This window comes from Pseudomonas sp. FG43, assembly GCF_057809175.1.
The window spans coordinates 498,391-517,401 of record NZ_JBMDJL010000002.1 but is presented as its reverse complement, the minus strand read 5'-3'; the positions used below and the strand labels follow the sequence as shown (position 1 = coordinate 517,401).

23 protein-coding genes and 2 tRNA genes are annotated in these 19,011 nt (G+C 57.2%); 13 read left to right on the top strand and 12 right to left on the bottom strand.

What is annotated here, in order from left to right; translation table 11 throughout:
• Positions 1–77: transfer RNA gene (locus ACODS3_RS05070), tRNA-Val, on the bottom strand.
• A gap of 296 nt (positions 78–373) precedes the next feature.
• Here ACODS3_RS05070 and ACODS3_RS05065 point away from each other — a divergent pair.
• On the top strand, positions 374–595 hold the full coding sequence (locus ACODS3_RS05065) for a ubiquitin-like protein (RefSeq protein ID WP_025259836.1): 222 nt from the start codon (positions 374–376) through the stop codon (positions 593–595).
• Positions 596–713: 118 nt separating this feature from the next.
• Here ACODS3_RS05065 and ACODS3_RS05060 read toward each other — a convergent pair.
• A tRNA-Val gene (locus ACODS3_RS05060) sits at positions 714–790 on the bottom strand.
• A gap of 182 nt (positions 791–972) precedes the next feature.
• On the opposite strand from ACODS3_RS05060, the gene ACODS3_RS05055 reads away from it, so the two are divergent.
• Positions 973–2,256, top strand: coding sequence for an NAD(P)/FAD-dependent oxidoreductase (locus ACODS3_RS05055; RefSeq protein WP_201019538.1), 1,284 nt, complete (start codon positions 973–975; stop codon positions 2,254–2,256).
• 58 nt (positions 2,257–2,314) lie between these two features.
• Here the strand turns inward: ACODS3_RS05055 and ACODS3_RS05050 are convergent, their stop codons facing one another.
• The gene (locus ACODS3_RS05050) at positions 2,315–2,905 is read right to left on the bottom strand and encodes a peptidase C39 family protein (protein WP_374063445.1); all 591 of its coding nucleotides are present in this window, start codon (positions 2,903–2,905) and stop codon (positions 2,315–2,317) included.
• A 7-nt stretch (positions 2,906–2,912) separates the two neighbouring features.
• On the opposite strand from ACODS3_RS05050, the gene ACODS3_RS05045 reads away from it, so the two are divergent.
• Both ACODS3_RS05045 and ACODS3_RS05040 read left to right on the top strand, forming a co-directional pair.
• Entirely contained in the window at positions 2,913–3,092 is a 180-nt protein-coding gene (locus ACODS3_RS05045; protein ID WP_236124047.1) for a hypothetical protein, read from the top strand.
• 128 nt (positions 3,093–3,220) lie between these two features.
• A complete protein-coding gene (locus ACODS3_RS05040) occupies positions 3,221–3,385 on the top strand; it encodes a hypothetical protein (protein ID WP_201019536.1) in 165 nt (54 codons plus the stop codon).
• 73 nt (positions 3,386–3,458) lie between these two features.
• Here ACODS3_RS05040 and ACODS3_RS05035 read toward each other — a convergent pair whose 3' ends face one another.
• The gene (locus ACODS3_RS05035; protein ID WP_201019535.1) at positions 3,459–4,217 is read right to left on the bottom strand and encodes a TerC family protein; all 759 of its coding nucleotides are present in this window, start codon (positions 4,215–4,217) and stop codon (positions 3,459–3,461) included.
• Positions 4,218–4,249: 32 nt separating this feature from the next.
• Positions 4,250–4,492, bottom strand: coding sequence for a hypothetical protein (locus ACODS3_RS05030; protein WP_201019534.1), 243 nt, complete (start codon positions 4,490–4,492; stop codon positions 4,250–4,252).
• 132 nt (positions 4,493–4,624) lie between these two features.
• Here ACODS3_RS05030 and nhaR point away from each other — a divergent pair, with 132 nt between their 5' ends.
• A complete protein-coding gene (gene nhaR / locus ACODS3_RS05025; RefSeq protein WP_201019533.1) occupies positions 4,625–5,521 on the top strand; it encodes a transcriptional activator NhaR in 897 nt (298 codons plus the stop codon).
• Between the two features lie 2 nt (positions 5,522–5,523).
• Here the strand turns inward: nhaR and ACODS3_RS05020 are convergent, their stop codons facing one another.
• Positions 5,524–6,033, bottom strand: coding sequence for a DUF1993 domain-containing protein (locus ACODS3_RS05020; RefSeq protein ID WP_201001977.1), 510 nt, complete (start codon positions 6,031–6,033; stop codon positions 5,524–5,526).
• Between the two features lie 154 nt (positions 6,034–6,187).
• Between ACODS3_RS05020 and ACODS3_RS05015 the strand changes: the two genes are divergently transcribed.
• On the top strand, positions 6,188–6,847 hold the full coding sequence (locus tag ACODS3_RS05015) for a YceH family protein (protein ID WP_489033531.1): 660 nt from the start codon (positions 6,188–6,190) through the stop codon (positions 6,845–6,847).
• A gap of 100 nt (positions 6,848–6,947) precedes the next feature.
• Here the strand turns inward: ACODS3_RS05015 and ACODS3_RS05010 are convergent, their stop codons facing one another.
• The 3 genes from ACODS3_RS05010 to ACODS3_RS05000 are packed head-to-tail and all read right to left on the bottom strand — an operon-like array spanning position 6,948 to position 9,505.
• Positions 6,948–7,532 carry an isochorismatase family protein gene (locus tag ACODS3_RS05010; RefSeq protein WP_304574004.1) on the bottom strand — a complete coding sequence of 195 codons (585 nt, stop codon included), beginning with the start codon at positions 7,530–7,532 and terminating at the stop codon, positions 6,948–6,950.
• Positions 7,533–7,592: 60 nt separating this feature from the next.
• The gene (locus ACODS3_RS05005; RefSeq protein ID WP_304574003.1) at positions 7,593–8,429 is read right to left on the bottom strand and encodes a pirin family protein; all 837 of its coding nucleotides are present in this window, start codon (positions 8,427–8,429) and stop codon (positions 7,593–7,595) included.
• A gap of 11 nt (positions 8,430–8,440) precedes the next feature.
• Positions 8,441–9,505 carry an alkene reductase gene (locus tag ACODS3_RS05000; protein WP_304574002.1) on the bottom strand — a complete coding sequence of 355 codons (1,065 nt, stop codon included), beginning with the start codon at positions 9,503–9,505 and terminating at the stop codon, positions 8,441–8,443.
• A 101-nt stretch (positions 9,506–9,606) separates the two neighbouring features.
• Between ACODS3_RS05000 and ACODS3_RS04995 the strand changes: the two genes are divergently transcribed.
• The 3 genes from ACODS3_RS04995 to ACODS3_RS04985 all read left to right on the top strand — a co-directional run bounded on the left by ACODS3_RS04995 (position 9,607) and on the right by ACODS3_RS04985 (position 11,441).
• A complete protein-coding gene (locus ACODS3_RS04995; protein WP_304574001.1) occupies positions 9,607–10,488 on the top strand; it encodes a LysR family transcriptional regulator in 882 nt (293 codons plus the stop codon).
• A gap of 246 nt (positions 10,489–10,734) precedes the next feature.
• The gene (locus tag ACODS3_RS04990) at positions 10,735–11,088 is read left to right on the top strand and encodes a hypothetical protein (protein WP_025259829.1); all 354 of its coding nucleotides are present in this window, start codon (positions 10,735–10,737) and stop codon (positions 11,086–11,088) included.
• A 170-nt stretch (positions 11,089–11,258) separates the two neighbouring features.
• Complete coding sequence (locus ACODS3_RS04985; RefSeq protein WP_201019531.1) at positions 11,259–11,441, top strand: hypothetical protein; 183 nt, start codon at positions 11,259–11,261, stop codon at positions 11,439–11,441.
• 97 nt (positions 11,442–11,538) lie between these two features.
• Here ACODS3_RS04985 and ACODS3_RS04980 read toward each other — a convergent pair whose 3' ends face one another.
• Positions 11,539–12,099: a hypothetical protein gene (locus ACODS3_RS04980; RefSeq protein WP_489033527.1), complete on the bottom strand. Its 561-nt coding sequence runs from the start codon at positions 12,097–12,099 to the stop codon at positions 11,539–11,541.
• 252 nt (positions 12,100–12,351) lie between these two features.
• Here ACODS3_RS04980 and pbpG point away from each other — a divergent pair, with 252 nt between their 5' ends.
• Complete coding sequence (gene pbpG, locus ACODS3_RS04975; protein WP_201001970.1) at positions 12,352–13,296, top strand: D-alanyl-D-alanine endopeptidase; 945 nt, start codon at positions 12,352–12,354, stop codon at positions 13,294–13,296.
• An 83-nt stretch (positions 13,297–13,379) separates the two neighbouring features.
• Here the strand turns inward: pbpG and ACODS3_RS04970 are convergent, their stop codons facing one another.
• Together ACODS3_RS04970 and ACODS3_RS04965 are read right to left on the bottom strand one after the other, a co-directional pair.
• Positions 13,380–14,810: an NAD-dependent succinate-semialdehyde dehydrogenase gene (locus tag ACODS3_RS04970; RefSeq protein ID WP_489033525.1), complete on the bottom strand. Its 1,431-nt coding sequence runs from the start codon at positions 14,808–14,810 to the stop codon at positions 13,380–13,382.
• A gap of 170 nt (positions 14,811–14,980) precedes the next feature.
• A complete protein-coding gene (locus ACODS3_RS04965) occupies positions 14,981–15,838 on the bottom strand; it encodes an SDR family oxidoreductase (RefSeq protein ID WP_201017543.1) in 858 nt (285 codons plus the stop codon).
• Between the two features lie 220 nt (positions 15,839–16,058).
• On the opposite strand from ACODS3_RS04965, the gene ACODS3_RS04960 reads away from it, so the two are divergent.
• From ACODS3_RS04960 to ACODS3_RS04950, 3 genes are read left to right on the top strand one after another with little or no spacing between them, the layout of a single operon-like run.
• Positions 16,059–16,649 carry an amino acid synthesis family protein gene (locus ACODS3_RS04960; protein WP_201017544.1) on the top strand — a complete coding sequence of 197 codons (591 nt, stop codon included), beginning with the start codon at positions 16,059–16,061 and terminating at the stop codon, positions 16,647–16,649.
• A 44-nt stretch (positions 16,650–16,693) separates the two neighbouring features.
• On the top strand, positions 16,694–17,527 hold the full coding sequence (locus tag ACODS3_RS04955; protein WP_201017545.1) for an alpha/beta fold hydrolase: 834 nt from the start codon (positions 16,694–16,696) through the stop codon (positions 17,525–17,527).
• Positions 17,524–19,005, top strand: coding sequence for an aldehyde dehydrogenase (locus tag ACODS3_RS04950; protein WP_489033522.1), 1,482 nt, complete (start codon positions 17,524–17,526; stop codon positions 19,003–19,005). The genes ACODS3_RS04955 and ACODS3_RS04950 overlap by 4 nt, the downstream gene beginning before the upstream one ends.
• The last annotated feature ends 6 nt before the right edge of the window (positions 19,006–19,011 follow it).

The following is a 19,011-nucleotide window of genomic DNA, read 5'->3' as shown; positions in this document are numbered from 1 at the left end:
TGGTAGGCGCGATTGGACTCGAACCAACGACCCCCACCATGTCAAGGTGGTGCTCTAACCAACTGAGCTACGTGCCTGCTGTGGGAGCGCATTCTACGGATATTGAAAAAGGTGTCAACGGATTTTTGCAGTAACCCACTGATATATTCAAATTTTTAGCTCTGAATTCAGCACATGCCATCAGACGCAAGCTCCGGCAAGGGCATCAAGCCAACTGTCTGAAAGCGCACGGCGCTGACAGTTCTGTCAGTTCCCGTCATTTCCCCCCACTTTTAATCTGTACGCACGCGCGCAAGCGAATGTAGCTATCTGCACGAACACGTTCAAGGCACTCCTGTTCGCGTCTCCTATGCCATTCACGCCAGGTGACGAAATGATTATTTATGCAAAGAAATTGACCGGAGAACTCTGGGAACTGGATGTTGAACCCTCAGATACGATCAGTAACGTGAAATGCAAGATTCAGGATAAATCTGGCATTTCCCCCGAAGCACAGAGGCTTATCTTTGCCGGGAAACAGCTTGAAGATCAGAGAAGCCTGAGCGATTACAACATTCAGAAGGAGAGCACCATATATGTTGTAATCCGACTCTAGACATAAAGCTCTGGCGCAATACCCATAGACAACCGGCATCATGCACTTCACGGTCGAACGAAAAAAGGGCGACCCTTTCGGATCGCCCTTCTTCACCGCCCAGCAGAGCGGATTTGTCTGGTAGGCGCGATTGGACTCGAACCAACGACCCCCACCATGTCAAGGTGGTGCTCTAACCAACTGAGCTACGTGCCTGCTGTGGGTGCGCATTCTACGGACATTGGCTGGCCTGTCAATCTCTTTTTCAGCTAAGCCTATGAATTCGCAACGCTTTTAGGTGCTGCGCAGGTAAATATGTTTTATCCCGTGGCTGGCAGAGGTTTTTTAACTGGGGTAGGATCACGGCACTCGTCAAGAATTTTAAACGGAGCTTCAGGATGGCGAACACGCTCTATCCGCAGTCCTACTACGCCGCATCAGCCAATCCGGTCCCGGAACGTCCTGCCTTGCAGGGTGAAGTGGAGACGGACGTATGCGTCATCGGCGCAGGCTATACAGGGTTGTCCAGCGCCCTCTTCCTGCTTGAGCATGGCTTCAGAGTCACCGTGCTGGAGGCCGCGAAGGTCGGCTTTGGCGCCTCGGGCCGTAACGGCGGGCAGATCGTCAACAGCTATAGCCGCGATATCGATGTCATCGAGCGCAGCGTAGGCCCCAAACAGGCGCAACTGCTGGGGCAGATGGCATTCGAGGGCGCGGCGATCATTCGAGATCGTGTTTCCCGTTACGGTATTCAATGCGACCTGAAGGACGGCGGCGTATTCGCAGCCCTGACCAACAAGCAGATGGCGCATCTGGAAGCTCAGAAGCGTTTGTGGGAACGCTATGGGCATTCGCATCTGGAGCTGATGGATAAAAACCGCATCCGCGAAGTCGTTGCCTGCGAGCAATATATCGGCGGCATGCTGGACATGACCGGCGGCCATATCCATCCACTGAACCTGGCGCTGGGCGAAGCGACTGCCGTGGAATCGCTGGGCGGTGTCATCCATGAACAATCGGCGGCGATCCGTATCGAACGTGGCGCCAACCCGGTCGTGCATACGGCACAAGGGAAAGTCCGGGCCAGATTCATCATCGTGGCCGGCAATGCCTATCTGGGCAATCTGGTGCCGGAACTGGCGGCCAAGTCGATGCCATGCGGCACTCAGGTGATCACCACCGAACCGCTGACCGAAGAGCTGGCCAAATCCCTGCTGCCTCAGGATTACTGCGTCGAGGACTGTAATTACCTGCTGGACTACTACCGCCTCAGCGCCGACAAGCGCCTGATCTTTGGTGGTGGCGTGGTCTATGGCGCCCGCGACCCGGCCAATATCGAAGCCATCATTCGTCCCAAGATGCTCAAGGCCTTCCCGCAACTCAAGGATGTGAAGATCGATTACGCCTGGACCGGCAATTTCCTGCTGACCCTGTCACGACTTCCGCAGGTCGGGCGCCTGGGCGACAACATCTATTACTCTCAGGGTTGCAGCGGGCATGGCGTGACCTACACCCATCTGGCAGGCAAAGTGCTCGCCGAAGCCTTGCGCGGCCAGGCCGAGCGATTCGATGCATTCGCTGACCTGCCCCACTACCCCTTCCCCGGTGGCCAGTTGTTGCGCACACCGCTTACGGCATTGGGTGCCTGGTATTACAGCCTGCGCGACAGGCTGGGCTTCTGATACTCGGCTTCAGAGTGAAAACCGCCTATATCGGGGTTTTCACTCTGCAAGGCCAAACTTATTTAACACCCTGGCGCGCCAACGCCTTGACCGCCTCACCCGCCGCCTGCTCCTGTCCCGCCAGGGACACTTCATTGGCAGCTTTCAGCCAGCGCTGCTGATCCACATTGGCAGGCAGTTGCCTAGGCCCCTGAATCAGGACAGCCCAGCTACCCGCATCCTTCCAGGCAGAGCTGAAGCTGCCAAAGCTCATCATCTGCCGACGGTTCATGCCCGCCTGCAACAGCACCGTCTGCTTGATGCGGTTATAGCCAACGAGCACGACATAGCGAGGCCCTTTCCACCAGGCCGAGCCTTCGGACATGCGCAGCATCACCGGATATCCCGCCGAAACCTGCTCCAGCAGAGCGTGCAGCTCACCATCGAGGGGGTAGACCACAAAGCCATATTGGCGCGCCACGTTCTGCATGCTGCTTTCAAGACGGCCTTCGCCGCCCGGCAATTGCAGAGGTTTGTCGAGCAGGCCGGGGGTAATCAGCACCTGATGGTTGGACAGCATGCTCGCCAGTGCGCCCGGCCCGCTTTGGTAGGCATTGCCCCGGAAGAACGGCACGGAGTTGAGTTCGACCCGATCCGGCAGACGCTGGATTTGCGGGGTGACCATCGAAGCGCAGGCGGCCAGGCTCAGTGCCAGGGCAATCACCCATGACCGCCGGGATCTGGCGGCGTTGAACAAAAAGGATACCGGCAGCATTTTCACTCACTTCAACTGGCGTCAGGCAACACGCGACCTGACTCGGACGTCGATCATAGAGCCGCGCAAGGCATGGGTATAGCCTTCTCACGCAGTCAGAGTGTCTGGATAGATCAAATCGATCATAGCCGTCAATTAATCGAAACATGTGAGGGACTAGACTGTCAGTTATTCAGACAGCAAGAAGATGCAGCAAATGCGGAGGCGCTTATGAGCCTGGAAATGACAATCGTGATGCTGATCATGGCATGGCTGATGGTTGCAGGTGCCATGCTTTGGGGAGTTCTGCGAATTTCTCGCCGCCATCATCCTCGTCCGGTGCGACCGACCCCAGTGGTCCGGCTGGAAAAAAGACAGCCTGCAACAGCCCACTGATTACCGTCCATGAAATGAAAAATGGTCGGCCCCATTACAGGGCCGACCATTTTTTACATTACCGCCCCAGGTATCAGGCGTTGGCAGCTTCAGCAGCAGCCTTTTTACGTTTGGCCTTGCGAGCCAGGATGTTGAGGATCTCAACCGCTGCCGAGAACGTCATGGCGGCGTAGATGTAGCCTTTAGGTACATGGGCACCAAAACCTTCAGCGATCAGTGTCATACCGATCATGATCAGGAAGCCCAGCGCCAGCATCACCACCGTCGGGTTGTCATTGATGAACTTGGCCAACGGGTTGGCAGCCACCATCATCACGATCACAGCAGACACCACAGCGATAATCATGATCGGCAAGTGTTCGGTCATGCCCACCGCAGTGATGATACTGTCGATGGAGAACACCAGGTCCAGCAGCAGGATCTGGAAGATCGCCGCGCCCATGCTCAGCGTCACAGCAGACCCGATGGTCTTTTCCTGCTCGGCCTTGCTGTCCATGCTGTGATGGATTTCAGTGGTCGCTTTCCAGACCAGGAACAGGCCACCCGCGATCAGGATCATGTCCTTCCAGGAGAACGCCTGGCCGAGTACTTCGATCACAGGTTCGGTCAACTGGACAATGAAGGCCACGGTACTGAGCAGGCCCAGACGCATGATCAAGGCCGCACTGATACCCAGGCGACGGGCCTTGGCACGCTGATGCTCAGGTAACTTGTTGGTCAGGATGGAGATGAAGATCAGGTTATCGATACCCAATACGACTTCCATCACCACCAGCGTGGCCAAGGCAATCCAGGCTGCGGGACTTGTAGCGAGTTCCAAAAGGTATTCCATAGATCGTGTCCTGCTTGAGCCAATATTAAGCGTTAGATTTCTTTACCAGACTTCTCTTCGGGAGACTCGGGCTGTTTCTTGGGTTCAAGTACCGAAAGATCCTTGCGGGTATCTTCAAGCGCCTTGGTTGCAGCTTCATGGGTATCGTCAATCGCCTGCTTGGCTGTGTTGGCAGCCGTATCCAGAATCTGTTTGGTCGATGTTTCAACCTGGTCACAGCCCGCCATTACAACCAGCGAACATGTCAGCAATGCGGCGTAAATGGGTTTGATCATGTCTCCCTCGATAAGCAAGGCCGGACATCACCTTTGGTCCGGCGTCAGCGAAGCATTCTAGGGACATGGAAACATCAGAAAAATTCGATTTTTCAAGGTGTATACTTCGGTTTTACCGAATCGGCAATCTTTATGCTCAACTATCGCCAACTCCACTATTTCTGGGTCGTGGCCAAGACCGGCAGTATCGTGCGCGCCTGCGAACAATTGAACCTCACGCCCCAGACCATCAGCGGCCAGATCAGCCTGTTCGAGGAGACACTGGGCGTCGATCTCTTTCGCCGTGTAGGCCGGCAACTGGAACTGACCGAAGCCGGTCGCCTGGCACTGCCCTATGCCGAACAGATGTTCCAACTGGGTAATGAGCTGGAAACCATGCTGCGCTCACAGCCCGACGAGCAACAGATCCTGTTTCGCATCGGCGTTGCAGATGTCGTCCCCAAATCCATCGTCTATCGCCTGATCGCCCCCACCATGGAACTCGAAGAGTCGATTCGCATCACCTGCCGCGAAGACAAGCTCGAACGCCTGCTGGCCGACCTGGCAATCCAGAAACTGGACATGGTGATTTCTGACAGCCCTATGCCACCACATCTGGACATTAAAGGCTACAACCAGAAACTGGGAGAATGCGGTGTCAGCTTCTTCGCGACCCGAGGCGTCGCTGAAAATCTGTGGGGAGACTTTCCGCAGAGCATGCATGGCGCACCGCTATTGATTCCTGGGCAGGACACTGTGGTGCGCGGCAGATTGATGCGCTGGTTCGCCGAACAGAAAATCCAGCCGCGGATTATCGGCGAGTTTGATGACAGCGCCTTGATGAAGGCTTTCGGCAAATCCGGCAGCGGCGTGTTCGTCGCCCCCAGCGTGATCGCCGATGAAGTGCAGAACCAATATGACGTGCAGATCATTGGCCAGACCGAATCAGTCACCGAGTCGTTCTATGCCATTACCGTCGAACGCAAGGTCAAGCACCCCGGCATTGTCGCCATTACCGAGAGTGCTCGAAACAAGCTGTTTACCGACTGAGCTTAAAACTTGCCCATGTAATCGCGCTTGCCGATTTCCACGCCATTGTGGCGAAGCAGGTCGTAAGCGGTGGTGACATGGAAGAAGAACTGCGGCAAGGCATAGCTCAACAGATAAGCCTGGCCGTTGAGGCGTTTTTCCTTGTCAGTGCCAGGACGCAGGACGACTTCAATACCTTCCTTGCCGTCGACATCCTGCGCCTTGATGCTGCCGATGAAGGCCAGAGTCTTGGCGATCAGGGCTTGCAGATCGGCAAAGGTGGTTTCGGAGTCTTCGTATTTTGGGATCTCGACACCAGCCAGACGAGCCGAAGCGCCCTTGGCGAAGTCGACAGCGATCTGGATCTGACGGGTGAAAGGCAGCATGTCCGGGAACAGACGCGCCTGCAACAGGGCTTCAGGCTGGATTTTCTTCTCGGTAGCGTGGGCCTCGGCCTTGACCAGAACGTCATTCAGCGCGTTGAGCATTTGCTGGAATACAGGAACGGAAGCGGCGTACAGGGAAATAGACATGACAAATCCTGAGAGTGAAAGCAGGAATTATAGACATGCTCTTCAGGAAAGATGGCGAGTCTTTTTCCATTCCACACAACGAGCCAGCGGCGCACTGGATATAATTCAGCGCAGCCCATAGGCTGACACCCCGCCATCGCTCAGGGAAAGCGTAATGACCACCGAATCCTCTTCAATCGAATCAGCCGATGCCACCCAAGCGCTGCAACTCAACAGCACCGAAGTACGCATTCTCGGCTGCCTGATCGAAAAACAGGCCACCAGCCCGGAAACCTACCCGCTGACACTCAACGCCCTGGTCATTGCCTGCAACCAGAAAACCAGCCGCGACCCGGTGATGAACCTGACCCAGGGCCAGGTTGGCCAAAGCCTGCGCACCCTGGAAAACCTTGGGCTGGCCCGCCTGGTCATGGGCAGCCGCGCCGATCGCTGGGAACACAAGGTCGACAAGCATCTGGAACTGGTGCCCGCGCAAGTGATCCTGACCGGCCTGCTATTTTTGCGTGGCCCGCAAACCACCAACGAACTGCTGACGCGCAGTAACCGAATGCACGACTTCGAAGACAGCGAACAAGTCGTCCACCAACTGGACCGCCTCATCGCCCGAGGCCTGGCAACCCTGCTGCCACGCCAGGCCGGCCAGCGGGAAGATCGCTACATGCATTCACTGGGAGATCCGGCCGACCTGGAGGAACTGCTGGCTGCACGGCAAAACCAGCCGGAACGGGTATCGGCATCTGCATCGAGCGAGCGGATTGATGAACTTGAGGCACGGATTGCGGCGCTTGAGGAGCGGTTGGCGAGGCTGGAGTGAAAGGTCGCGCGGGTATGACTGCCTGAAACACTTGCTTCATGGGTATTGAACAACAGGCAGAACCTCACATTGAGGTCCTGCCTGTTGTTCTAAAAAGGCCTCAGCCTTGAAGTGCCTCAATCAGCACCTGCACCAACTGCCCACCTTCTGGTGTCGCCCAGCTTCCAGCAAGTTCGGCAATCAATTGGTTGGTTGTGGTCAATGTCACACCGCCTTTATCCATCCTGCGCAAAGCGATGTCGTCCGCCATGACGGTAGGTGAGCCACCGCCATCGGCGACAACCTGCACGTCAAAGCCGTCGCGTACCAGGCTCAATGCCGGATAGACCGTACAAACGTCATTGGTGACACCGGCGATGATCAGTTTCTTGCGGCCTGTCGCCTTGACCGCAGCAGCAAAGTTCTCATCGTCCATGGCGTTGACGATGCCCAGGCGCTTGATTCGTGAAGCGAATTCGGCAGGCAGGATCTGCTCCAGTTCACTGAGCAGTGGACCTTGGGCGTACTCCTCCATGCTGGAAGTCAATACGACCGGCAGTTTCAGAATGCTGGCAGTCCTGGCGAGCATCAGTGCATTGCGTTTCATGTCTTCGAATGAAATGGATTTAACCCATCCCATCGTCCCCACCTGATGATCGATCAACAACAGGGCAGCATTGTCGGCACTGAATTTTTCGTAGCTCATTTGACTCTCCTGACAGCAAGATTAGGGCCTGAGGCCCCGGTTTGGGGTTGTTATGTCTGGTTATCGAGGTTGCAGGGTTCCGAATGCGCCGCTCTGGTAGCCGTTTACGGCTGCTGCCAATGCAGTCGATGAGGCAAGCGCCAACGGTCCTTGCCAGTACACCGGTTGATTGAGCGGGACACCGGAAAACACGACGGCCTTGGCATTGCCTTTTCCGGCCCGCAAGGTGACGGTCCGGTCCGCACTCTGCGGCAGACTTACCGGCAACCGGGGCTCCACAAGATTGAAAGCCTGGCCATCAACGGACACATCGCCGTCGATGGGCATCACGAACGCGACATGGCCATCCGGGATAGGAACATTGATTTCGGCACCCTCCTCAAGGGAGATGTCCAGCACACACACTTCGGTCGGCACCGAGAGTGGCGAAACAGCATTCTCGAAACGACCCAGCGGCACTCGTATCTTTGCGCCTGGCAAATGCACAACCGGAACATCGCGTGCTTCGAGGCTCAGGGCAAAAGGTGCCTGCGCCTGCCGATCCTCCGGCAGGTTGATGAAGATTTGCAGCATGTGCACGGTCTTGCCCGTTTCGGCAGGGATTTCTTCATGCACCACACCCGCTCCGGCAGCCGTCCAATGCAGCCCGCCGGGTTGAATCAGGTTGCGGTTACCCAGCGAATCCCGGTTATCGATGCCTGTTTCCGAATCCAGAAACAGGTAGGACACGGCTGAAAACCCCGCATGGGGATGCGGCGGAAAAGTAGGCCCACTGATCCAGGCATGATCGACCGCCAGAAACGGATCGATAGGTTTGGCAAACTGATCGCCGCGCAGTGTGAAGGCCCGGAACTGGCTGCCGTGGTTCATGCGTTGCAAACGAGCGGTGGCTAACATGGCTGCGCTCCTTATGCGTTTCGGGACATGGCGGGATAGTCGATGTAACCCTCGGCACCCGGCGAGTAGAAAGTCTCCTTGTTCGGTACATTAAGTTCGGCACTGGTACGGAAACGCTCGGGCAAGTCGGGGTTGGCCAGGAACGCGCCGCCAAATACAGCGGCATCGGCCTTGCCTTCACGAATGAGGGCGTCGGCACTCTCTTTGGTGAGGCCACTGCCAATCAGATAGCTGCCTCCGAACAACGGACGCAGTGCAGCGTGGTAGTCGAAATCGGCCCCGAACAAGGCGACATGAAGATAGGCAAGCTTGAGGTCGCGAAGCTGCTCTACCAGATAGGTGTAAGTTTCCTGCGGGTTTGCATCGACGATGTCGTTGAAGTTCATCTCAGGCGAAATCTTGATACCCACGCGATCACTACCCACTTCATCGGCCATGGCTGTCAGCACTTCGATCACAAAGCGGGCACGGTTTTCAACCGAACCACCGTAACGATCTGTACGCTGGTTGCTGCCTGTGGAAAGGAATTGCTCTGGCAAATAACCGGAGGCCGCGTGCAGTTCGACGCCATCGAAGCCGGCCTCGATGGCCTGGCGTGCCGCCTGACGGTAGCCAGCAATCACGACACCGATCTCGGCCTGACTCAGGGCATGGGGTGTCACGAAATCCTGCAAACCAGTGGCAGTCCAGGTCTGGCCCGCTGCCTTGATTGCCGAAGGTGCTTGCGGCTGTGCGCCGTCAGCCAACAGCGAAGGGTGAGAAACACGCCCGCAGTGCATCAACTGCATGAAGATTCGCCCGCCACCGGCATGGACAGCCTCGGTTACTTTTTTCCAGGCGGCGACCTGTTCGGCGGTTTCGATACCCGGAGTGCGGACGTACCCCTTGCCCAGCGCAACAGGGAAAACACCTTCGCTGATGATCAGACCGGCAGTGGCACGCTGGGCGTAATAGGTCGCAACGAAATCGGATGGCACGCCTGTGTCATCGGAACGTGAACGAGTCATCGGAGCCATGACCATACGGTTAGAGAGGGTGTAGCGACCGACCTGGACTTGCGAAAAAAGGGAATTCATTACGGTGCTCCTCAGAAGTGATGTGGTTATGATTAATCAGACCCGAATACGGGATAAACCCCGTAAAAATGAAATCACTAATCCATCAGTGGGATAATTAATTGGAATATCTCAACGATATGGCGCTGTTTGTAGAGGTGGTGAAGACGCGCAGCTTCAGCCGTGCGGCAGAAACCCTGGGCATACCAAACTCGACGCTGTCGCGACGCATAAGTGAATTGGAGAAAGGGATTGGCCTGAGACTGCTTCACCGCACAACGCGAAAGATCGAGCCGACGGAGGCCGGTCAGCTGTACTTTGAGCGTTGTAAACGGATCGTCGATGAAGCCCGTCTGGCCCATGAGCAGCTAGGGGAAATGCTGGCACGGCCCAGCGGAATACTCCGCGCTTCGCTGCCCGTCGATTTCGCCACTGTCTACCTGGCACCACTGATTGCAGAGTTCGCCCGACTTTATCCGGGTATCGGTTTTGAGTTCGATCTAAGCCCGCGTCAGGTTGATCTGGTCAGCGACTCGGTGGATGTCGTGATCAGGATGGGAGAGCCTGCAGATTCAAACCTGATAGCCCGCAAACTCGCCAGTTTGCGGCGCGGCCTGTATGCCTCTCCCCGATATCTGGAAATGTCTGGCGAACCTGAGCAACCTTCGGATCTGAGCCACCACGAGTGCTTGCGATTACGCGGTTCAGGTGCAGATCGATGGACGCTGTCCACTGGCGAAGAGAGCGTGGAAGTGGATGTCGGCGGGCGATTTGAACTCAACAGCGTAGGCATGCTCAGGCGCCTGGCATCGCTGGATATGGGAATTGCGTTATTGCCAGAGGGGATCGCGGAACAAGATTTGAACAACGGAACATTACGCCAGGTCCTGACGAAATGGCACGCTTCTCCTGTATCCGTTTACGCACTGACCGAAACTCGTTTGCTACCGGCAAAAACTCAGCGGTTTATCGAGTTTCTGCGCGACAGGCTTGTCGATGCATGACAAGGCATCCGGCAGATGTTTCCACACCTTCCTACCAAACGGTATTGGATTAACTCTGAGGAGCAGGCGTAGAATCAGCGGCAAGATTCGCGATGGACAAGCCACACAAAACATCGCCAGCCCCTTACACAAAATTTACCTAACGGCTTCGCAGTTTTCTCAAATTACGATGTCTTAGAGTTATCCCGTGGCAGTGCTTGAGCGTAATGCAGGCCCGCGACAACGGGTTGAGAGCGAGGAACAGTCATGATTCGTCATATCCCCAAAATTGCCTTGTTTATTGGTGCCCTGGCACTGGCAGGTCAAGCCAACGCTGATCGTGGCTGGGGTGGGCCCGCCGTACTGGGCGCAATCGTTGGCGCTGCCGTGGTTGGAGCGGCTGTTTCGTCCAGCCGTGACAGGACAGTGTATGTAGAGCGCCAGCCGGTCTATGTTCAACCGCAGCCGGTTTACTACGCTCCACCTCCTCCGCCAGTGGTTTACTACCAGCCGGCACCCGCTTATGAGGTTGTGGAACGCTACCCGGCTCCGCCACCGGTCTACTACCGTCGCTATGCACCGCCGCCAGCCTACTATGGCCCGCCACGCGGTCACTGGTAACCCACAAAAAACCCCGCTTTGGCGGGGTTTTTCGTTTCTTTGTCATGAGTCGGGGGTGGAGCGTCAAGGCTTGGGAACCTCGCGCTCATCAATGACCACTATCGAGAGCGATGATTTTTACCAGAGACGATGGCTGCGTAAAGTAGCGCCATCGATTGATGGAGACAGCCATGAACAAGGTTCAGATCATGTCAGTAGTTGGCAGCGCCGTACCAGCCACACTCAGAGAACGCGGCCTGCTGGCCTGCTGGTATCTGATGCACAACGGCGAGCCCGTCAGCGGCCCTTTCGCTTCACTGCCTGCAGCCAAGGCCAGTTCCGAGAAACTGGAAAGCAACATGCTCAACGGCTGAATGCAGTACCCGGCTTTAACGAACTTCGTGCGTTGCTCCGCACATCCCCTTGCCCACATCCTTTGATGTGGGCTTTTTTATGGGGGCTGAAAAAGCCTCAGACGCGCTCGGCCATCGCCGCATTCACCTGGCAGCGATGAGTCAGTTTTTGCAGGCGCTTTTCCAGGGCAATGAACACGACACGATCAGTGCGACCGCTGTCCAGCTCATCGATCAGGTCATTGGCGACCTGACGCAATTCATAGGCGAGCACTACACGATCATCGTTCAAGTCCTGTTTATGGGACTCGAACAAGCGGTGCAGATAATCCTGCAAGGTGTATTTCAGGCGATGACGGTCGCTGGCACGCAAATGGCTGAGGTTGAGGCTCGTTCTGGCCTGCAGTTCGGTCAACTCGCCGCACAGGTATTGAATACGGCGGGCATAACCGGTTTCACGCTCACGCAGTTGCCTGTGAGCCACGACTGCTTCCTGCTTGCGCTGGATACCTGGAACACCCACCGCGACCATCATGCCGACAATCAGCGCGGTAGCCTGGACCCAGCCAGCCCAGTCGGAAGGACGTGAAAAAAAGCCTGTAACAAGCAGCACTACCGCAACCAGAGATGCAGCGATCACCAGAACAACGTAATCCTTGCCGATAAACCCCTTGAGCATTGCACGCTTCCTTAAATCGATGACCATTGATGGCGTGGATGCTAATCGGTGCGAGCCTCCGACACCACGAATATTGAAAGCACAACATCAATTCATGGCTTTCCTACTTAACAGCGACTTAATAAAACCACAATTCCTGCATTAATTGACGAAACGCCCTACTCACCCCATCGACTTTGGGCAAAGTCCGCTCCTAAAATGCAGCGTTTTTCCTATATCCACGTGCAAAACCGCACATTTATCGAGTGAGCCTTGCTCTTGAAAATTCGTCTGCCACTTCTGGGTCTTTTATTTGCACTTACAGGCCCTGTAGTTTCCACCCATGCCATTGCAAACGAAGCCGCAGCCCTGAACCGGGACCCATCACAACTTCATCTGGCTTCCGGCAGCACACTGGTCATTGATGTACAGACCGACAAGGTTCTTTATTCGCACAACCCGGACGTTATCGTCCCGATCGCCTCGGTCACCAAGCTCATGACGGCAATGGTGGTGCTGGATGCCAAGCAGCCGATGGACGAAGTCATTCCGGTCAATATTTCCCAGACGCCGGAAATGAAAGGCGTGTTCTCCCGCGTCAAACTGGGCAGCGAAATGAATCGCAAGGACATGCTGCTGATTACTCTGATGTCCTCGGAAAACCGTGCCGCCGCAAGCCTGGCCCACAGTTATCCGGGCGGCTACCCGGCCTTTATCCTGGCAATGAACGCCAAGGCCAAGGCACTGGGCATGAAGCATACGGCCTATGTCGAGCCTACCGGATTGTCGGTCTATAACGTGTCCACGGCTCGCGACCTCACCAAGCTGATCATGGCCGCTCGCAAATACCCGATGATCACCGAACTGAGTACCACCCCGGAAAAGACCGTGACCTTCCGTAAACCCACTTACAGCCTGGGTTTCAGCAACACGGATCACCTTGTCCGCAAGGATAACTGGGATATCAAGCTGACCAAGACCGGCTTCACCAATCAGGCCGGTCATTGCCTGGTGCTGCTGACCACCATGGCTAACCGCCAGGTTTCCGTGGTGATTCTCGATGCCTTCGGCAAATACACACACTTCGCCGATGCCAGCCGCCTGCGCCGGTGGCTGGAAACAGGCCAGAGCGGCCCTGCGCCGGAAGTCGCCTTGCAGTACAAGAAGGAGAAGAATCTGGTGATGAAACAGAACGGTATTCAGCAGGCGCGGGAATAAAACCCCACCTGCGCAGGAGCGGATTTATCCGCGAAGAAGGTATGAAGATCTTCGCGAATGAATTCGCTCCTACCGGGGCAGGTTTAGTTGAACTGCGTCACCAGCTTGGTATTGAGGTAAGCCTCGATGGCTTCGGTGCCGCCTTCGGAGCCGTAGCCTGAGTCCTTGATCCCGCCAAACGGAATTTCAGGCAGGCCAATGCCCTGATGGTTGATCGACAGCATGCCTGCCTCGATGCCATTGCTCAGCGCCTGAGCAGTCTTCATCGACGTGGTGAAGGCATAGGACGCCAGCCCGAACGGCACTCGGTTGGATTCGGCGATAACCTCTTCCAGCGTGTCGAACGGCACCAGCAATGCTACCGGCCCGAAAGGTTCTTCGTTCATGATGCGCATTTCACGGTTCAGACCGCTCAATACGGTTGGCTCGAAGAAATAGCCCGGCCCTTCAAGGGCCTTGCCGCCCGTTTCAAGCTTCGCACCGGCACCCACGGCATCCTCGACCAGATCCACCAGCGCCGGAACACGACGCTCATTGGCCACCGGCCCCATGGTGGTGCCCGCCTCCAGACCATTGCCCACCTTGACCTCACGGGTCAGGCCGACGAATTTCTCGGTGAAAGCCTCGAATACCTTGCGCTGAACCAGAATCCGCGTCGGTGAAACGCAGACCTGGCCGGCATTGCGGAATTTGGCGGTTACCAGCACCCGAGCAGCCAGATCCAGATCGGCATCGTCGAACACCAGCGCAGGCGCATGGCCGCCCAGTTCCATGGTGGCACGTTTCATATGCTGGCCAGCCAGTGCCGCGAGTTGCTTGCCCACCGGCGTGGAGCCGGTAAAGGTCACCTTGCGGATCACCGGATGCGGGATCAGGTAATTGGAGATTTCGGCAGGAATGCCATACACCAGACCGATCACACCCGCCGGCATACCAGCATCGGCAAAGGCACGGATCAGTTCAGCAGGCGATGCCGGGGTTTCTTCCGGTGCCTTGATGATGATCGAGCAACCGGCAGCCAGTGCAGAAGACAGCTTGCGCACCACCTGGTTGATCGGGAAGTTCCAGGGCGTAAACGCCGCCACCGGGCCAACCGGCTCCTTGATGACTTTCTGTTCGATTGAAGGATTGCGCGACGGCACGAGGCGGCCATAGCTGCGGCGCCCCTCCTCGGCCAGCCAGTCGATGATATCGGCAGCAGACAGGGTTTCCATGCGCGCCTCGGCCAGCGGCTTGCCCTGTTCCTGAGTCATGATGCGGGCGATGCTGTCGGCGCGTTCGCGCAACAGTTGTGCAGCTTTCTGCATGATCTTGTAGCGATCATAAGCCGAAGTGGCACGCCAGGTTGCAAAACCACGTTCAGCTGCCGCCAGCGCTTCATCCAGATCGGGAATGCTGGCATGCGCCACAGTTCCCAGAGACTGGCCGGTGGCAGGATCGATGACCGGCAAGGTGCGGCCATCACGGCTTGCACGCCATTGGCCATCGATAAATAGCTGAACATCGGGATACATGGCAATTCTCCTGAGGCAGTTGAATGACAGAGCCGACCAACTTACGGGGATATCCCCGCATAAGTCAAGGCACAGTCAAGAATGAATGACATACGGAAACAGCAGCGGCCTGCCAACACCTCATCGTCAGGCCGTCACTGCATGGGATTACATCGACACCAGAATGTTCGCTACAGAATGGGCTTACCACCCGTGACGCTATACAGCGCGCCCGAGGTGTAGCTGGCCTGATCGGAAGCCAGCAACACATAAACAGGTGCGACCTCGACAGGTTGGCCCGGACGCCCCAATGGCGTCTGGCTACCAAAGTTGCTGGCCTCCTCTTCGGGCATGGTCGAAACGATCAAGGGTGTCCAGATCGGTCCCGGAGCGACGCTGTTCACCCGGATGCCACGCTCGCCCAGCATTTGCGCAAGGCCACCGGAGAAGTTGGCAATGGCCCCTTTGGTGGAGGCATAGGCCAGCAAGGTTGGCTTGGGCATGTCGGCGTTCACCGAACTGGTATTGATGATCGAGCTGCCCGCAGCCATGTGCGGCAGAGCCGCCTGACAGATACGAAATATCGCCGTGATATTGATATCGAAGGTCTTCACCCACTCCTCATCGGTGATTTCCTCGAAGGTTTCGTGGCTCATCTGGAAAGCTGCGTTATTGACCAATACATCAATCCGGCCAAATCGCTCCACCGTTTTTTCAACGATGCCACGGCAATGCTCCTTCTGCGCCAGATCACCCGGCAGCAGCAGGCACTGCCTGCCCGCCTGCTCGACCCAACGAGCGGTTTCCTGAGCGTCCTCATGCTCATCGAGATAAGAAAGCGCGACATCGGCGCCCTCTCGTGCAAAGGCGATGGCCACCGCACGACCAATGCCGCTATCGGCGCCAGTAATCAGGGCAATTTTGTCTTGTAGCCGTTCAGCGCCGCGGTAGCTCTGTTCGCCGCAATCGGGATAAGGCTCCATCTTCGCCTGCGAACCGGGCACCGATTGGGCCTGTGGCGGGAATGGAGGTCTCGGGTAGTCAGTCATTTCTTTCTCCTGTTGTGGGCTGAAGAAGACGGAAGTCATCCATGGCTCATGGAATATCTGGCCCGTCACCCGGGACCAACGTTCAAAGAACAGGGAAGAACGACTGACGAATGGTCGACGCACGAGGTTTTTGTATCCGACTTGAATAAAGCGCTTGCACACGCAATCTTATGGTATACCATAAGACGAAATACAACAGCGCTCGATCCGGGAGTCCTACATGAGCTTTGAAATTCGCAAGATCGTCAATTACACCGAAGAGACCTTCATCGAAGGCGGCAAGGCGACCGACAAACCAGTGACCATGGTCGGCCTGGCTGTCGTGATCAAGAACCCTTGGCTCGGTCGTGGTTTTGTCGAAGACCTCAAGCCGGAAATCCGCGCCAACTGCTCAGAGCTGGGCGAACTGATGGTCAAACGCCTGACCGATGCCATCGGTGGCGCAGACAAGATCGAGGCCTATGGCAAAGCCGCTGTGGTCGGGGCCGAAGGCGAGATCGAGCATGCTTCGGCGGTCATTCACACCCTGCGTTTTGGCAACCATTACCGTGAAGCGGTCAAGGCCAAGAGCTACCTGAGCTTCACCAACAAACGCGGCGGCCCGGGCACGTCCATCCAGATCCCGATGATGCACAAGGACGACGAAGGCCTGCGCTCGCACTACATCACCCTGGAAATGCAGATCGAAGACTCGCCACGCGCCGATGAAATCATTGTCGTGCTGGGCGCAGCCAACGGCGGCCGTCTGCATCCGCGCATCGGCAACCGTTATATCGACCTGGAAGAGCTGGCTGCCGAAAAAGCCCAGTAATCATCCATCCCCAACAATAATGAATGCCTGCGCAGGAGCGATCCATGATTCAGCTCACCGCTGAACGCACCCCGGCCGGGACCAGTTATCTGGCCACCGGCCAAGGCCACCCTGTGGTGTTGATTCACGGGGTAGGCCTGAACAAAGAGATGTGGGGCGGGCAGATCGTCGGTCTGTCCCCGCACTATCGAGTCATTGCCTACGACATGCTGGGTCATGGATCGAGTCCGCGCCCGGACCCGGATACCGGCCTGCCCGGTTATGCCGAACAACTGCGTGAGCTGCTCGACCATCTGGGTTTGCCCCAGGCCACGATCATCGGCTTCTCGATGGGCGGGCTGGTGGCGCGGGCCTTTGCCCTGCACTTCCCGCAGCACCTGTCAGGCATGGTCATCCTCAACAGCGTATTCAATCGCACCCCCGAACAACGTGCCGGTGTGATTGCACGCACCAGCCAGGCAGCCGAGCACGGGCCGGACGCCAATGCCGCAGAGGCCTTGTCGCGCTGGTTCAGTCGTGAATACCAGGCCGCCAACCCCGCGCAGATCGCTGCCATCCGCCAGAACCTGGCCAGTAACGATCCGCAGGGCTACCTGACGACTTACAAGCTGTTCGCCACGCAGGATATGTACCGCGCCGACGATCTGGGCGATATTCACGTCCCGACGCTGATTGCCACCGGCGAGCTGGACCCGGGCTCGACGCCCGACATGGCCCGCCAGCTGGCAATGCGCATTCAGGGTGCAGAGGTTGCGATACTGCCCGAGCAGCGGCACATGATGCCGGTGGAATCGCCACGTCTGGTCAATCAGGTGTTGCTGGACTTCCTCGACAAGTCGGCAGCTCTACACAACCCGGTAAAGGGAATCGTTGCATGACTCTCACGCGCTTTCAGATGTGCATCGACGGCCAATGGGTCGACGCACTTTCCGGCAAGACCTTCGACAGTCTCAACCCTGCATTGGCCGAGCCCTGGGCACAATTGCCCGACGCTGATGAAGCGGATGTGGAGCGCGCCGTCCAGGCGGCGCAAAAGGCCTTTGAAAGCCCGGCATGGCGTGGATTGACCGCCACTGCACGGGGCAAACTGCTGCGCAGGCTGGGCGACCTGATTGCCGAGAACAAGGAACAACTGGCCCAGCTGGAAAGCCGCGACAACGGCAAGCTGATCCGCGAAACCCGCGGTCAGGTGAGCTATCTGCCGGAGTTCTTCCACTACACGGCCGGCCTTGCAGACAAACTCGAAGGCGGCACCCTGCCCCTCGACAAGCCTGATCTGTTTGCCTACACCGTCCATGAACCGATGGGCGTGGTCGCCGGGATCATTCCCTGGAACAGCCCGCTGTACCTGACAGCCATCAAGCTGGCTCCGGCACTGGCGGCTGGCAACACCATCGTGCTCAAGCCTTCCGAACATGCCTCGGCGACCATTCTTGAACTGGCTCGCCTGGCACTGGAAGCCGGTATTCCGCCGGGCGTGGTCAATGTCGTGACCGGCTATGGCCCAAGCACCGGCGCAGCCTTGACCCGTCATCCGCTGGTACGCAAGATCGCCTTTACCGGCGGTGCCGCGACCGCACGCCATGTAGTGCGCAGCAGCGCCGAGAACTTCGCCAAATTGTCACTGGAACTGGGTGGCAAATCCCCCAACATCATCTTTGCCGACGCCGATCTGGACAGCGCCATCAATGGCGCGGTCGCCGGTATCTACGCAGCATCGGGGCAAAGCTGTGTGTCCGGTTCGCGACTGTTGGTTCAGGACGAGATCTACGACGAATTCGTCGAGCGGCTGGCCGAACGTGCCAGCCGCATCCGCATCGGTAACCCGCAGGACGAAACCACTGAAATGGGCCCCATGGCCACCGCCCAGCAACTGGCGGTGGTCGAAGGTCTGGTGGCTGACGCTCTGGCCGAAGGCGCACGCCTGAGACTGGGTGGCAAACGCCCGGCAACAGCCGGTGAAGGCTGGTTCTACGAGCCGACCCTGTTCGAGTGCGACCGCAACTCCATGAAGATCATGCAGGAAGAAGTCTTCGGCCCTGTGGCGTCCGTGATTCGTTTCAAGGACGAAGCAGAAGCCCTGGCAATTGCCAACGACTCCCAGTTTGGGCTGGCGGCAGGCATCTGGACCCGCGACCTTGGCCGCGCACACCGTCTGGCACGGGACATTCGTTCAGGTATCATCTGGGTCAACACCTATCGAGCCGTCTCTGCCATGGCCCCCATCGGCGGGTTCAAGAACAGCGGCTATGGCCGTGAGAGCGGCATTGACTCGGTCCTGGCCTATACCGAACTGAAAACGGTATGGATCAATCTATCGCAGGCCCCTATGCCTGATCCTTTTGTAATGCGTTGAGTGAGG